This window comes from Micromonospora sp. L5 (genome assembly GCF_000177655.2).
Lineage (GTDB): Bacteria > Actinomycetota > Actinomycetes > Mycobacteriales > Micromonosporaceae > Micromonospora > Micromonospora aurantiaca.
On the sequence record NC_014815.1, the window covers coordinates 6033159 to 6049117 of the forward strand.

Sequence of the window (15959 nt, forward strand, 5' to 3'; positions counted from 1 at the left end):
GGGCGCGAGGTCCGCGGTGAGCGTCGCGGCGAATCTCCGGTACGCCTCCCGCGCGTCCTCCGCCGCCGCCTGCAACGAGGCGCGCTGCGGGCCGTCGCCGTACCGCTGCACCAGGGCGATGTCGTCGTCGATCCAGGCGCGGCAGCGCCGCGTCACCAGCTCCACCTGACGCCGGGCCGGCAGGTGACCGCGCGCTGCGGCGAGCACGAGGCTCCGGGCGTACCCGTCGAGTGCGGCCGGGATCGCGGCCTGGCGCGCGCCGACGCGGGCCCAGCCGTCCTCGGAGGCCGCGTGCCCGGCGTCGCGGCCCGGTACGGCGGATTCGACGCACTGCCGGATGAGCTGGAGCGGGCCGGTGGCCGCGGCGTGCAGTTCCCGCAGGTCCTCCCCCGCGTCGTGGAAGGCGATCCGGGCGCGCAGCCGTTCGGCGAGGTGGGCGTGCAGCGGGGTCGCGGGCAGCGCCTCGATCCGGCGCAGGGCGCGGGCGGCGAGGTCGGCGCGGGCCTGGTGACCGTCCGGGCTGTAGTCGGTGAGGCCGTCGGCGTCCTGCTCGCCGGCCTCGACCACTGCGGCGCACGGATCGAGGCGCCCCATCTCCCGCAACAGCGCGTCGGTGACGTCCTCGCTCATCGCACCGATGCTAGCCCTGGTGATCAAGGAGTTCGCGCCAGCCGGAAGCCCGGAACCGACGCGAACTCCTTGATCAACCTGATGGGAGGCGGGGTCAGACCGAGACGAGTTCCTTCTTCTCGGCCTTGGCGGCCAGGCGCTTCTCACGCTCCTGGGCGCCGATCAGGTCGTCCGGCAGGGAGTCCTCCACCTCCAGGTCGAACCGGCGCAGCAGCCGGATCGCGAACCCGCCCAGCGTGATGAGGATCAGCGCCGCGCCGAAGCAGATGTACGCGAAACCGATGCCCCGGCCCGGTCCGGTGCCGATCACCGCGCCCACCGAACCGGCCAGCGCCCCACCGGGTGCGAGCATCGGCTCGAACAGCGCGGTGGCGCCGGGCGCGAGCAGCGCGAACCCGATCGGCAGCGTCGACCAGGAGATGGTCTGGTTGAGGCTGAACACCCGGCCGTGGAAGCGCTGCGGCACCTTCACCTGGACGATCGTCGCGTAGATCGACTGCGCGGTGGTCATCGACATGGCCAGCCAGCAGAAGCCGACGCAGATCATCGCCACCGACGCGTCCAGGCCGATCAGCACGCAGCCGATCGCGGTGCCCAGGTTGCCGATCAGCACGCCGATCATCCGGCGCTTGCGCGGACCGCCCCACAGCGACATCAGCACGCCGCCGAGCACCGCGCCGACCGCCTCGGCCAGCGCCACCTGCGCCACCTGGGTCGGGCTGCCGAACGACAGCACCAGCGGCGTGATGAGCACCAGCGCGGGCGCCAGGAAGATGTTGCCCAGCGCGAAGTAGCCGAGCATCAGCCGGAACCCGCGGTGCCGCCACGAGTAGCGCATGCCGTTGGCGATGGCCACCAGCAGCCGTTCCCGGGGCCGCCAGCCCAGCGCGTCCGGGAAGCGGACCACGGCGAGGGTGAGCACCGCGAACACGTAGCTGGCCACGTCGACCAGCAGGATGCCCTTCAGCTCGATGGTGGCGAGCAGGCCGGCCGCGAACGCCGGCATGAGCAGCGTGGCCACACCGGTGGACAGCTGGGTGATGCCCATGGCGTGCCCGAGGTAGCGCTTGGGCACCAGCTGCGGCACCGCCGACTGGAACGCGATCCGCTGGAACGAACCGGCCACCGAACTGAGCGCCACCAGCATGTAGATGTGCCAGAGCACCAGGTTGTCGGTCCACAACAGGGCCGCCAGCACGAGCTGGACGGACCCGGCGAAGCAGCTCGCCGTCATCATGATCCGGCGCCGGCTGACCCGGTCGACCAGCGCGCCGGCCACCGGCAGCATGAGCACGCCGCAGATCAGCGCGAGCGCCCAGAGCAGGCCGAGGTTCGCCACCGAGCCGGTGCGGTTGAACAGCCAGATCGGCAGCGCGAACGCGGTCAGCGCGGAACCGGTGCTGGAGATGAGCTGACCGGTCGTGATGGCCATGAACCGGCCCATGCTCGGCTTGACCGTCTTGGTGGGCTTGCGGTCCTCGCCCACCCGCAGCGTGTCGGCCACCACCCAGCCGGCGTCCTCACCCCGGGCCTCCGGCGTCAGCGCGCTGACGTCACCGGCGACCACCGCCGGGTGCACCTGCGTGACGATCTCGGCCAGTTCCTCGGCGCGGTACTTGAGGAAGAAGTGCCCGGCCTGGTCGAGGACGACGAGGCCGAGCGTGTCGCTCAGGAACTGCCACTCGGCGTACCGCTCGCGGTAGTAGTCGGTCACCGGGTCCTCGGAGCCGACCACCGAGATGATCGGCGTCCGGAGCTTCGCCGCCTGCTGGTCCAGCAGCCGGGTGAAGTACTCCTCCGAGGCGCGGGAGTCGGCCCGCATGTTGCTGATGATCCGGTCGGCCTGCTCCGGGTCCAGCTCGTCGGTGTCCACACCCATCGACTTGAGCCAGCTCGCGGAGTGCCTGTTGCTGCTGAGCCGCTCGAGGCGGTCGCGGAGCGCCGCGATCACGCCCTTCGGGCGGGCGAACGGGAACATGGCGCCGATGTAGACGGCCTCCAGCTCCCGGCCGGCCGCCTCGACCTTGCGGGCCACGTCGGCGAGGATGGCGCTGCCCACGCCGCAGTGGCCGTACAGGGCGATCGGTCCCTCGACCCGCTCCAGGATCTCGTCGGCCACCCGGCTGGTCAGCTCGTCGAACGGCAGCGCGTCCTCGCTCAGGCCCACGTCGTGGCCGGGGATCGCCAGCGACCACAGCCCGTACCCGGCCGGCAGCGCGTCGGCCAGCGGCTGGTAGACGATGGCGCTGCCGCCGCCGTACGGGACGCAGACGTACGTCAGCACCCGCCTGCCCGCCGGGATCGGCTTGGTCAGCTCGTAGAGCAGCCGGCGTGGCCCTTCCTGCGCGGCGTCGCCGGAGATGAACGCGGCGAGGTCGCGGATGGTGCGCTGCTGGAACAGGTCCATCACGCCGACCGCCCGGCCGCCCAGCTCCGCCTTGCGGATCTTGGCGACGACCTGGGTGGCGAGCATCGAGTGCCCGCCCAGGTCGAAGAAGTCGTCGTCGATGCCGAGCGTGTCCACGCCCAGCACCTCGGACCAGATCGCGGCGAGCGCCCGCTCGGTGTCGTCGCGCGGCTCCACAAGCGCCACCGACGCCTCGCGGGTGACCACCGGCGCGGGCAGCGCCTTGCGGTCCAGCTTGCCGTTGGGGGTCAGCGGCAGCGCGTCGAGCGTGACGAACGCGGCCGGCACCATGTACTCGGGCAGCGTGTCCTTCAGCGCCGCCTTCAGCGCGGCGTGCTCGGCCTCCCCCACCAGGTACGCGGTGAGCCGCTTGTCGCCCGGGCTGTCCTCGCGGACGATCACCGTCGCCTCGGTGACGCCCGGCTGATCGCGCAGCGCGCTCTCGATCTCGCCCAGCTCGATGCGCAGACCGCGCAGCTTGACCTGGTGGTCGATGCGGCCCAGGAACTCGATCACCCCGGCGCCGTCCGGGCCGACGACCCAGCGGGCCAGGTCGCCGGTGCGGTAGAGACGGGCGCCCGGCTCGGCGGAGAACGGGTCGGGGACGAACTTCTCCGCGGTCAGCGCGGGTCGGCGGTGGTAGCCGCGGGCCAGCCCGGCACCGCCGATGTGCAGCTCACCGGCCACCCCGACCGGGCACTGCGCGCCGGACGGGTCGAGCACGTGCAGCCGCAGGTTGGCGATCGGCGCGCCGATCGGCACGCTGGACACCTGCGCGAGCCGGTCCGGCTCGCACGCCCAGGCGGTCACGTCGATGGCCGCCTCGGTCGGGCCGTACAGGTTGTGCAGGCCGCACCAGGGCAGCCGGGCGGTGAAGTCGGTGGCCGAGGCCAGCGGCAGCTCCTCGCCGGAGCAGATCACCCGGCGCAGCGCGGTGGCCGCCTCCACGCCGTCCTCGGCGAGGAAGACGGTCAGCATCGACGGGACGAAGTGGGCGGTGGTGATCCGCTCGGACACCAGCAGGTCGCGCAGGTAACCGGCGTCCTTGTGGCCGCCGGGCTTGGCCAGCACCAGGCGGGCGCCGGTGCGCAGCGGCCAGAAGAACTCCCACACCGACACGTCGAAGCTGGCCGGGGTCTTCTGGAGCACCGCGTCGTCGGCGCCGAGGCCGTACGTCTTCTGCATCCAGTCGAGCCGGTTGACGATGCCCCGGTGTGTGTTCGGCACGCCCTTCGGGCGGCCGGTGGACCCGGAGGTGTAGATGACGTACGCCAGGTTCTCCGGCCCGGCGGCCGGTGCCGGGTCGGTGTCGGGCCGGTCGGCCCAGACGGTGGCGTCGTCGAGTTCGAGCACCGTGGCGCCGGTGTCGGGCAGCACGTCGCGCAGGTGTGACTGGATCAGCACCACAGGCGCGTCCGCGTCGCCGACCATGAACGCGAGCCGGTCGGCCGGGTACTCCGGGTCCAGCGGCAGGTACGCGCCGCCGGCCTTGAGCACGCCGAGCAGGCCGGCGACCAGTTCCACCGACCGTTCCGCGCAGACCCCGACCAGGGTCTCCGGGCCGACGCCGGCCGCGCGCAGCCGGTGCGCGACGCGGTTGGCCTGCGCGTTCAGCTCGGCGTACGTGCGGCTGTGCCCGTCGATGGTGACCGCGACCGCGTCCGGGGTGGCCGCGGCGCGCTCCTCGATCGGGCCGTGCAGCGTCTCGGTGCGCGGGAAGTCGGCTGTGGTGTCGTTCCAGGCGGCCAGCAGGTCCCGCTCGGCGGCGGGCAGCAGCGGCAGCCGGGACACCGGGGTGTCCGGCGCGGCGACGACGGCGTCCAGCAGCGCGGTCCACCGCTGCGCCATCCGCTCCACTGTGGCCCGGTCGAACAGGTCGGTGTTGAAGACCAGCTTGCCCCAGAGCCCGTCGACGGTCTCCACCGCGTGCAGCTCGAAGTCGAACCGGGTGGCCTGCAACTCCATCGGGGTCCAGGAGAACGTGACCTCGTCGGTGCGGGACACGCCGCGGAAGCGGCCCATCTCGTAGTTCTGGAGCACGAACATGGTCTGGAACACCGGGGAGCGGCTGACGTCGCGCGGCAGGCCCAGCTCGTGGACCACCTTGGCGAACGGCACCTCGGCGTGCTCGAACCCGTCGAGCACGGTACGGCGGGTGCGCTCCAGCAGCTCGGCGAACGTCGGGTCGTCGGCCAGGTCGGCGCGCAGCGGCAGCATGTTGATGAACATGCCGACGACGTTCTCCAGCTCCGGCGCGGACCGGCCGGCCACCGACGCGCCGATGGCGAAGTCGTCCTGGCCGGCGTGCCGGGCCAGCAGCACCTGGTACGCGGCGAGCAGCGTCATGAACAGGGTGCCGCCGCTGTCCCGGGTGAGCGTGTTGAGCGTCTCGGTGGCGGACGGGTCGAGCTGGAACTCGACGAAGTCACCCCGGTAGGTCTGGGTGGCCGGGCGGGGCCGGTCCAGCGGCAGTTCCAGCGGGGTGATGCCGGCCAGCCGCTGCTTCCAGTAGTCGACGTGCGCCCGGGCCTGCGGGCCGTCCAGCTCCTGGGCCTCCCAGACGGCGAAGTCGCCGTACTGGATCGGCAGGGCGGGCGGCTCGCCGCCCCGGTAGAGCGTGATCAGGTCGCGCAGCAGCACGTCCACCGACCAGCCGTCGCCGACGATGTGGTGCTGGGCGAGGAACAGCACGTGGTCGTCGGCGGTCAGCCGGATCAGCAGGGCCCGCAGCAGCGGCCCGTCGGCCAGGTCGAACGGCTCGGCGGCCGCCGCGTCGACGAGCGCCTGCGCGGCGGCCTCGTCGGGCGCCTCCACCACCGTGAGCGGCACGTCGGCCGTGTCCGCGACGACCACTGTGGGACGGCCGTCGGCGTCGGCCGGGAAGCGGGTGCGCTGCGACTCGTGCCGGTCGGCGAGCGCGGTCAGGGCGGCGCGCAGCGCGTCCACGTCGAGTGGTCCGCGTACCCGCAGCGGCACCGCGATGTGGTACGCCGCCTCGCCCGGGGCGAGCTGGTCCATGAACCAGACCCGCTCCTGGGCGTAGGACAGCGGCACCTCCGCGCCGGACGGGCGGGGGGTGATCCGGGCTGCGGGGGCGGTCTGGCGGGCGCGTAGCCGTCGGGCGATCAGCGCCTGCCGGGCCGCCTCGCGGGCCGGATCCTTCAGGTCGGTCATCAGTTGGTTCCCTCTTCCGCCGCGAGCAGCGCGGCGACCTCGGTGTCGGAGAGCCCGTCGATTTCGGCGGCGATCCGCTGTTCGATCTGGGCGGCCAGTTCCGCCACCACGGGGCTGCTGAACAGCGCCCGCATGGGCAGGTCGACGTCCACCTCGGCGCGGATCCGGGCCATCGCTCGCATGCCGCGCAGCGAGTTGCCACCGAGGGCGAAGAAGTCGTCCAGGGCACCGACCTTCTCCACCTGGAGGATCTCGGCGTACACCTCGGCGACCAGACCCTCGGCCTCGGTGCGGGGCGCGACGTAGCTGTCCTGGGCCTGCTCGGCCGCCGCCGGGGCGGGCAGCGCGGCGCGGTCCAGCTTGCCGTTGGGCGTGAGCGGCATCGCGTCCAGCCGGACCAGAGCGGCCGGCACCAGGTGCGCGGGCAGTTCGCGGGCCAGTTCGGCACGGACCGAGTCCTCGTGGGCCGGGCCCACCAGGTAGCCGACGAGCGTCGGCTCACCGCCGTCGGTGCGGACCGCAGCGGCGGCGGCGCGCACGTCCGGGTGGGCCAGCAGCGCCGCCTCGACCTCGCCCAGCTCGATCCGCATGCCGCGCACCTTGACCTGGTCGTCGCGGCGGCCCAGGTAGTCCAGCGTGCCGTCGGCGCGCCAGCGGGCCAGGTCGCCGGTGGCGTACATCCGGGCGCCGGGCGGGCCGTCCGGGCAGGGCAGGAACCGCTCGGCGGTCAGGGCGGGCCGGTCGTGGTAGCCGCGGGCGAGCTGGGTGCCGGTGACGTACAGCTCCCCCACCACGCCCGGCGGCACCGGCCGCAGCGCGGCGTCGAGCAGCAGCGCCCGGGTGTTCCAGGTGGGCGTGCCGATCGGCACCGGACCGGCCGGGACCGGCTCGCCCGGGGCGATGCGGGCCGCGACGCAGCCCACTGTGGCCTCCGTCGGGCCGTACTCGTTGATCACCGCCACGTCGGGGTGCGCGGCCCGCCAGGCGGCGAGCTGCTCCCCGGTCAGCGCCTCGCCGCCGATCACCAGGTCGGCCGTCGGCGACAGCTCGCCGTCGAGCAGCGGCAGGTGGCTCGGCGTGACCTTGAGGAACGCGGGCCGGCCACCGGCGCGGGCGGCGGGCTCGTCGATCGCGGCGAGCCGTACCGTGCCGCCGGCGGTGAGCGTGCCGAGCAGACCGGTGACGGTCAGGTCGAACGACACCGGCGAGTGCAGCAGCGCCACCCCGGCCAGCCCCGGGTAGGTGGCGCGGGCCCAGGCCAGGTACGCGGTGACCGCCCGGTGCTCGACCACCACGCCCTTCGGGCGGCCGGTGGAGCCGGAGGTGTGGAGCACGTACGCCGGGTGCTCCGGGCGCAGCGGCGCGACCCGGTCGGCGTCGGTGAGGTCGTCGCCGGACTGGTCCGAGCCGACCTCGCCGTCGAGCACCAGCGCGTCGCCGGGCACCAGGCCGGCCGTGTCCGGCGCGGTCACCACCAGCGCGGGCGCGGCGTCCTCCAAGAGGTACGCGATCCGGCCGGCCGGATAGGCGGTGTCCACCGGCACGTACGCGGCGCCGGCCTTGAGCACCGCCAGCATCGCCACGACCAGATCGCAGGAGCGGGGCAGCGCCAGCGCGACCCGGGTCTCCGGGCCGGCGCCGCGCGCCACCAGCAGCCGGGCCAGCCGGTTCGCGGCGGTGTTCAGCTCGCCGTAACCGAGCGTCACGCCGTCGCAGACCAGCGCCGCCGCGTCCGGGGTGGCGGCGGCCTGCCGCTGCACCTCGTCGACCACAGTGGTCACCGGCACGTCGTGGGCGGTGTCGTTCCAGGCGCCGAGCACCCGGTCCCGCTCGGTGTCGGTGAGCAGCGGCAGCGCGCCGACCGTACGCTCCGGCTCGGCGACGGCGGCGGCGAGCAGCCGTACGTAGCGGCGGACCACGGTCTCGGCGGTGGACCTGTCGAACAGCTCGGTGCGGTAGACCAGGCGGCAGTCGCCGGTGGTGATGTCGAAGGCCAGGTCGTCCTTCGTCGTGCCCAGCTCGACCGGGTCGAGGCCGGAGTCCGGGATCCAGTTCAGCGCGGTCTGGAAGATCGGCTGCACCGACGGGTCACGCTGTGGATCGACCGCCTCGACGATCTTCTGGAACGGCGTCTGCCCGTGCTCCATGGCGTCGATCAGGCCGTTGCGGACGCGGCCCAGCAGCGCAGCGAACGTCGGGTCGCCGGAGACGTCGCAGCGCAGCGCCACCGGGTTGACGAACATGCCGATCAGCGGCGTCAGCTCCGGGTTGTCCCGGCCCGCGGTGGAGACGCCGACCACCACGTCGGCGTCGCCGGAGATCCGCGACAGCAGCGCCGCGAAACCCGCCAGCAGCACCATGTACGGGGTGGCCTGCGCGCCGGTGGCCAGCGCGCCGATGCGGTCCAGCAGCCCGTCGGGCAGCGTGAAGCGCACCTCGTCACCGGCGAAGCCGAGCTGGGCCGGGCGGGGCCGGTCCAGCGGCAGGCCGGTGACCGGCGGCGCCCCGGCCAGGTGACCGGTCCAGAACGCGAGCTGCCGGTCCAGCTCCTCGCCGGTGAGCTGCTGGCGCTGCCAGACCGCGAAGTCCGCGTACTGGATGGGCAGCTCGGGCACGGCGGGCTCGGCGCCGGTGCGCGCGGCCTCGCAGAACGCGACCAGCTCGGCGTGGAGCAGCACCGCCGAGTGGCTGTCGAAGACGGCGTGGTGCACCACGAACGCCAGCGCCAGCCCCTCCTCCATCCGGATCAGCCGGGCCCGCCACAGCGGCGCCGCGTCCAGCGGGATCGGCGTGCGGGCCATCTCGCCGCGGATGCGCTCGAACTCGGGCCGCTGCTCACCGGCCGGCAGGTGGGTGATGTCGGTGACGGGCAGCGGCGCCGGCTCGTGGGCGCGCACGACCTGCACCAGCGCGCCGTCGTCGGTCCGCAGGTGGGTACGCAGCGCCTCGTGCCGGGCGATGACCCGGTTGACCACGTCGCCGGCCGTGTCCGCGTCCACGTCGGCCGGGAACAGCCACGGGAAGGACACGTTGAACACCGGCGACCCGGCGTCGAGCTGGTTGGCCATCCACACCCGCTCCTGGGCGTAGGAGGCCGGGAAGGTCCACTCCCGCGTCATGAGAGGGCCTCGCGCACCGAGCGGGGACGCATGTCGGTCCAGACCTCGTCGACGTGGGCCAGGCACTCCTCGCGGCTGCCGGCGAAGCCGGTGTCGTGCCAGCCGGCGGGCAGGTCCCGGTCGGCCGACCAGATCGAGTACTGCTCCTCGTCGTTGCGGACGACCAGGAATCGGGATTCGGCCATGTCAGTTCGCTCCTGCGTTCTCGGGGGTGTACGGCTCGGCCATCGCCACGGCGATCTTGCGGGGACCGGTGAACGGTTCCCGGCCGTGCGCGGCGGTCATGTTGTCCACCACCAGCACGTCGTCGCGCTGGTAGTCGAAGCGGACCGTCGCGGCCCGGTAGGCGGCGCGCAGGTGGTCCATGACGTCGGCGGGGATCTCGCCGCCGTCGCCGTAGTAGGTGTTCGACGGCAGCCCGTCGGCGCCGAACATGGCCAGCAGCCCCTCCTGGTAGTCGGCAGGCAGGGTGCTGAGGTGGAAGAAGGTGGCGTGGTTGAACCAGCGCGGGGTGTCCGAGCCGGGCCGGTGGTGCACCGCGTCGCGGACCGCGCGGGTACGCAGGCCGTCCTTGCCGACCCACTCCACTGTGATCCCGTTGTCAGCCGCGTACGCCTCGACCTCGGCGCGGCTCTCGGTGTTGAACACCTCCTGCCAGCGGGTGCCGAAGTCGCCGTGGAAGTTGCGCACCAGCATCCACCGGCGGCGGACGAACTCCTCGCGGACCGCCGGGTCGATCAGCTCGTACACCCGGCGCACGTCGGCCAGCGGCGTGGCGCCCTGGGTCTGCGGCGGCGTGACGCAGTAGAAGAACAGCGTCAGCGGCCAGCGCGCCTGGTACGAGTTCTCGTTGTGCAGGAAGATCTCCTCGTCCGGCGGGTAGTCGGTCGAGGTGTAGACCCGGCCCTTGATGGAGTGCCGGGGCGAGGAGCGCTCGGTGTAGGTCAGCGGCTCGCCGGCCAGTGCGCGGACGGCCTGGTCGAAGCCGTCCACGCCGCCCACGTCGAAGCCGCGGAACAGCAGCCCTCCGCTCGCGACGAGGGTGTCCCGCAGCTCGGCACGCCGGGCCGTGATCAGGTCGGTCAGCGCCCGGCCGTCGCTCTCGACGACCACCGGCAGCGTCGTGGTTGTCTCGCTCATGGTGCGGTGTCTCCTGGTTCTGGTCGGGGGTGTCAGCCGCGGGGCAGCCGCGGGATGGCCGGGATCGCCGCCGGGGCGGCCGGTGCGTCGGCGGGCGCCTCGGCGCGCAGCTCCTCGATCCGGGCGGCCAGGCCGGCCACCGTGGGGGTCTCGAAGAGGCTGCGCATCGGCAGCCGTACGCCTGTCGCCTTGCGCATGGCGGCGATGAGCTGCACGGCCACCAGCGAGTTGCCGCCGAGGGCGAAGAAGTCGTCGTCCACGCCGACGTCGGTGACGCCGAGGCCGTCGCGCCACACCTGGGCGATCGTCTTTTCCAGCTCGGTGCCGGGCGCCGCCGAGCCGCCGCCGGTGACCCCGGCCGGGCCGGCCGGCGCGTCGGTCTCCTCGGCGAGGCTGTCGGTGGTGACCCGGGCCGCGCGGCGCCGGATGTCGGCGACGGTGCGGGTGGTGATCACCACCTGGGCGCCGAGGCCGGCGGCGAGGCTGCGGCGGAACGCCTCCGCGCCGTCGACCGGGCGGATGTCCTCGGTGACCGGTGCCGCGGCGTCCGCGTCCGCCGCCGGGGCCTCGGTCAGGTTGCCGGTGACCGCGTCCTGGTCGACCCGGCGCAGCACGAAGTCGCTGATCGCGACCAGCTCCCGCCCGTCCGGGTCGCGCAGCGACAGGTCGGCGGCGACCACCTCGTCGGTGGCGGCGGGCCGGTGCCGCAGGTGACTGTGGAACGTCGCCGGCAGCGCGCCGCGCACCACGATCCGGCCGTACGACAGCGGCAGGTAGGTGCCGGAGCCCTGCCCGCGGCCGAACGCGGTGGCCACGTCCAGCAGCGCCGGGTGCATGCCCCAGGAGGGCAGGTCGCCGACCGCGGCGGCGGGTGCCTGCACCCGGGCCAGCTCCTCGCCGTCGGCGAGGTGGTGCTCGGCCAGCGCCGCCCAGCGCGGCCCGAACGTGAGCATGCTGGTGCGTCCCCGGCCGAACGAGGCGTCGTCGTCGACCCGCCGCCCGGCCACCGCGGGCACGGCGGCCGGCGGCGCCGCGTCGGTGGTCCACCCGGCGGTGCCGCGTACGTGGGTGCGCGCCTGGCCGGCGGCGAGGCTGGCGACGGCGAAGTCGGTGCCGTCCTCGGCCGGGGTCAGCTCGACCCGGTACTGGGCCACGGTGCCGTCCGGCACCGAGAACGGCTCCAGGAACACCACGTCCCGCAGTTCCACCGCGGCGTCCGGTCCCGGCGCGGGCAGCGCGGCGACCACCGCGGCGCGCACCGACTCCAGGTGGGCGGTGCCCGGCACCACCGGCACCCCGCCGATCCGGTGCTCGTCGAGCAGCCAGTGGGTGTCGGCCGAGACCAGGCCGTGCAGCACCGTGCCGTCCGGGCCGGCCACCATCGTGGTGAGCACCGGGTGGGTGACCGCCGTGGTGACGGTGTCCCGCCCGGCGGCCCGGAACGCGGCAGGCGCGGCGGTCTCCACCGCCATGCCGACCTCGGCCCAGCCGCCCCAGTTCTGCGACACCACCGGCGCGCGGAACCCGGTGCCGGAGCGCGCGAACGCGTCCAGGAAGTTGTTCGCGGCGCAGTAGTCGACCTGGCCGAACCCTCCGATCACCGCGGTGATCGAGGAGCAGAGCACGACGAAGTCCAGCGGCAGGTCGCCGAAGACCCGGGCCAGCGCCAGGGTGCCGGCCAGCTTCGGCGCCAGCACTCGCCGCGCCTCGTCGCGGTCCTTCACCTCGGCCATGCCGCCGCCGGGCAGACCGGCGGCGTGCACGATGCCGTCCAGCCCGCCGAATCGGCGCTCCGCCTCGTCGCGGACCCGGCGCAGGTCGTCGGCGTCGGTGACGTCGGCGGCGAGCACCAGCACCTCGGCGCCCGCGGCCTCCATCCGGCGGATCGCCGCGATGGCCCGCCCGGCCCGGTCGGCGCCGCCGTGCACCGCGAGGTGCGCGTCCCACTCGTCCCGCTCGGGCAGCCCGGAACGGGCCAGCAGGACCAGCTTGGCGCGGACCCGGCGGGCGAAGTCCTCGGCGAGGGTGACGCCGATGCCGCCGAGACCGCCGGTGATCAGGTACCGGCCCTCCTCGCGCAGCACGCCCGGCTCGTCCTCGGCGGCAACTGTGACCTGCTCGTAGCCGGCCAGCCAGCGGCGGTCGCCGCGCAGCGCCACCTCCGGGTGCTCGGCGTCGACCGGGCTGCGCAGCTCGGCCACCAGGGCGGCCACGCCGCGCGCGGCCGGGTCGGTGTCGAGCAGCCGCACGGTCAGGCCGGGCAGTTCGGCCGGGAGCACCCGGGCCAGGCCGGCCAGCGTGGCGTGCTCCGGGCGGGTCAGGTCGTCGCCGCGTACGTCGCCGATGCCGGCGGTGACCAGGTCCAGGCGGACGCCCGCCTCGTCGGCCGTCACACCGGCGCCGGCCAGGGCCTGCACCAGGTGCAGCGCGCCGAAGAAGCCGCGCTCCTGCGCCGCCCAGGCGGCCGCCGCGTCGGTGCCGGCCGGGTCGCCGTCGAGCGCGAACGCGTGCACGATCCGCCGGGGCAGGTCGGCGCCGAGCGCGGCGACCAGTTCCTCGGCGTCGGCGCGTACGCCGGGGCGCAGCCGGAAGCCGTTCGCGGTGGCGGTGAACGCCTCGCCGGCGCGTACCTCGACCGGGTCGTCGCCGGCGGCGCGCAACGCGGCCACGAGCGCCTCGCCGCGCGGGCCGTCGGCCAGCACCAGGCAGCGGCCCAGCGGCTCGGCCGTGCGGACCGGCGGGGCCTGCCGCCACGCCGGCACCGCGAACCACTCCGGCAGCGGGCGGGGGCCGGTCTCGGCGGGCGCCGCGGCCAGCTCCTGCTCCGGGTCCGGGTCGATCCAGTAGCGGCGCCGCTCGAACGGGTACGTGGGCAGCGGCACCCGCCGCGCGTGCGGGTCGGCCGGGACGCTCACCGGCACCCCGGCGCACCACAGCGCGCCGGCCGTGCCGAGCAGCGCGGCCACGTCACTGGTCTGCTCGCCGGGGCCGGGCAGGCTGCCCAGCGGGGTCAGCGCGCGCTGTGCCTCGCCGGCCTTGGCGATCTGCATCCGGGCCAGGTTGGCCAGCTGCCGGCCGGGGCCGCACTCGACGAGCGCCCAGGTGCCCTCGGCGAGCAGCGTCGCCACGCACGCGCCGAAGCGGACCGGGCGGCGCAGGTGCGCGGCCCAGTACGCCGGGTCGGTGGCCTGCGCCTCGGTGATCCAGGTGCCTGTCACGTTCGAGACGAACGGCACCGCCGGGGCGCGCAGCGGCACTGTGGCCATCAGCGCGGTGAACTCGTCCAGGATCGGGTCCGTCATCGGCGAGTGGAACGCGTGCGAGGTGCGCAGCAGCTTCGACTTGTTCTTGCCGCCGAGGCTCGCCGCGAACTCCTCCACGAGCGCCGTCTCACCGGCGACCACACAGGTGCCGGGGCCGTTGACCGTGGCCACCGACAGGCCCTCGGGCAGCTTGCCGGTCACCTCCGACTCGTCGAGCGTGACCGCCAGCATCGAGCCGGCGGGCAGGGAGTGCATGAGGCGGCCCCGGGCGGCCACCACGCGCAGCGCGTCGGCGAGGTCGAGCACCCCGGCGACCGTCGCGGCGACGTACTCGCCGATGGAGTGGCCGATCATCGCGGCCGGGGTGACACCGGCGGCCCGCCAGGCGGCGGCGAGGGCGTACTCGACTGTGAACAGGGCGGGCTGGGTGTAGCGGGTCTCGGTGAGCTTGTCCGCCGCCTCCGGGTCGCGGCCGAGGATCAGGTCGCGGATGTCCAGCCCCAGCTCGGGGCGGAGCAGTTCGGCGCACTCGTCGACGGCGGCGGCGTACGCGCTGTCCTGCCCGTACAGTTCGGCGCCCATCCCGGCGTACTGCGAGCCCTGGCCGCTGAACAGGAACGCCACCCGGGGCGCGGGGCCGTCGGCGACGCCCCGGTGGCCCTTGCGCCGCTCGCGCAGCGCGGCGGCGGCGGACGCCGGGTCACCGGCGACCACAGCGGCGCGGTGGGCGTACACCTGGCGGCCGACGCGCAGCGTGTGCGCCACGTCGGCGAGCGCCACGTCGCTGCCGCTCTCCAGGTGGTCGGCGAGCCGCCGCACGGCGGTGTCCAACGCGGTCGGCGTCTTCGCCGACACCTGGAGCAGGTGCGCCGGGCGGGCGGACGGCTCGTGCCGCCCCGCGGCCGGGGCCTCCTCCAGCACCACGTGGGCGTTGGTGCCGCCGATGCCGAAGGAGCTGACGCCGGCCCGGCGCGGTCCGCCGTCGGTGTCCCACTTGGTCAGCGTGTTCGCCACGTAGAACGGGGTGTCGGCGAAGTCGATGGCCGGGTTCGGCGTCTCGTAGTTGATGGTCGGCGGGATCAGCCCGTGCTCCATCGCCAGCACCGTCTTGATCACGCTGACGATGCCGGAGGGCTGGCTGAGGTGGCCGATGTTCGACTTCACCGAGCCGATGCCGCACCAGCCGCGCTCGTCGGTGTCCTTGGTGTAGACGGCGGACAGCGCGGCGACCTCGATCGGGTCGCCGAGCGCGGTGCCGGTGCCGTGCGCCTCCACATAGCTGATGCTGCGCGGGTCGACGCCGGCCAGCTCGACGGCCTGGGCGACGGCCTCCATCTGCCCGTCGATGCTGGGGGCGGTGAAGCCGACCTTCGCGGCGCCGTCGTTGTTGATCGCGTTGCCGAGCACGACCGCGCGGATGGTGTCGCCGTCGGCGATCGCGTCGGAGAGCCGCTTGAGCAGCGTCACGCCGACGCCGCTGCCCCACACCGTGCCGTTCGCTCCGGCGTCGAACGGCCGGCACCGCCCGTCCGGCGAGGTGAAGCCGTCCATGCCGAGGTAGCCGACGTGCGGCAGCTCGATGTTGACGCCGCCGGCCAGGGCCATGTCGCACTCGCCGTTGCGCAGCGCCTCGCAGGCCAGGTGGAACGCCACCAGCGAGGTGGAGCAGGCGGTGTGCACGGTCATGCTGGGCCCGCGCAGGTCCAGCCGGTACGACACGTTCGTGGCCACGTAGTTCGGCGAGTTGCCGGTGGCGAGCGAGACGGCGCCGTGCGGATTCCCCCCGACCCGCTTGTTGCGGAACACGTTGCGGTGCAGGTACGTGTTGCCGCCGGTGCCGGCGTACACGCCCACCGCGCCGTCGTAGCGGCCCGGGTCGTAGCCGGCGTCCTGCAACGCGGTATAGCAGGTCTCCAGGAACAGCCGGTGCTGCGGGTCGGTGATCTCGGCCTCGCGGGCGGTCATCCCGAACAGGCCGGCGTCGAACTGGTCGTAGCCGTCCACCAGCGGGGCGCGGTTGACCCAGCCCGGGTCGTCGACCTCCTGCGGCTGGGCGCCGCGGGCGAGCTGCTCCTCGCGGGTCAGCTCGGTCGTCGACTCCACGCCGTCGACCAGGTTGCGCCAGAACTCGTCGACGTCGGCCGCGCCGGGGAGGCGGGCGGCGAGCCCGACGATGGCGATGGGCTCGACGCCGTCGTCGGCGGGAATGTCGTTCTGCATGGGAGT

Annotated in this window: 5 protein-coding genes and 1 pseudogene; all 6 read right to left on the reverse strand. The window is 74.3% G+C overall.

The window, feature by feature from the left end; translation table 11 throughout:
- Nucleotides 1–45: 45 nt before the first annotated feature.
- A pseudogene (locus tag ML5_RS33325) lies at nt 46–630 on the reverse strand (DUF885 family protein); the annotation flags it as partial.
- Nucleotides 631–724: 94 nt separating this feature from the next.
- Complete coding sequence (locus ML5_RS27875) at nt 725–6211, reverse strand: non-ribosomal peptide synthetase/MFS transporter (RefSeq protein ID WP_013477059.1); 5487 nt, start codon at nt 6209–6211, stop codon at nt 725–727.
- Nucleotides 6211–9330, reverse strand: coding sequence for a non-ribosomal peptide synthetase (locus tag ML5_RS27880; RefSeq protein ID WP_013477060.1), 3120 nt, complete (start codon nt 9328–9330; stop codon nt 6211–6213). Before ML5_RS27880 ends, ML5_RS27875 begins: the two co-directional genes overlap by 1 nt.
- Nucleotides 9327–9515, reverse strand: a complete 189-nt coding sequence (locus ML5_RS27885) for an MbtH family NRPS accessory protein (protein WP_013477061.1) — start codon at nt 9513–9515, stop codon at nt 9327–9329. Before ML5_RS27885 ends, ML5_RS27880 begins: the two co-directional genes overlap by 4 nt.
- Nucleotide 9516: 1 nt before the next feature.
- Nucleotides 9517–10470 carry a TauD/TfdA family dioxygenase gene (locus tag ML5_RS27890; RefSeq protein ID WP_013285949.1) on the reverse strand — a complete coding sequence of 318 codons (954 nt, stop codon included), beginning with the start codon at nt 10468–10470 and terminating at the stop codon, nt 9517–9519.
- Nucleotides 10471–10502: 32 nt separating this feature from the next.
- Nucleotides 10503–15953, reverse strand: coding sequence for a type I polyketide synthase (locus ML5_RS27895; protein WP_013477062.1), 5451 nt, complete (start codon nt 15951–15953; stop codon nt 10503–10505).
- Nucleotides 15954–15959: the final 6 nt, after the last annotated feature.

Coding starts and splice junctions, on each gene's coding strand:
- ML5_RS27875 (WP_013477059.1), bottom strand. CDS start 6,211: ATGACCGACCTGAAGGATCCGGCCCGCGAGGCGGCCCGGCAGGCGCTG.
- ML5_RS27880 (WP_013477060.1), bottom strand. CDS start 9,330: ATGACGCGGGAGTGGACCTTCCCGGCCTCCTACGCCCAGGAGCGGGTG.
- ML5_RS27885 (WP_013477061.1), bottom strand. CDS start 9,515: ATGGCCGAATCCCGATTCCTGGTCGTCCGCAACGACGAGGAGCAGTAC.
- ML5_RS27890 (WP_013285949.1), bottom strand. CDS start 10,470: ATGAGCGAGACAACCACGACGCTGCCGGTGGTCGTCGAGAGCGACGGC.
- ML5_RS27895 (WP_013477062.1), bottom strand. CDS start 15,953: ATGCAGAACGACATTCCCGCCGACGACGGCGTCGAGCCCATCGCCATC.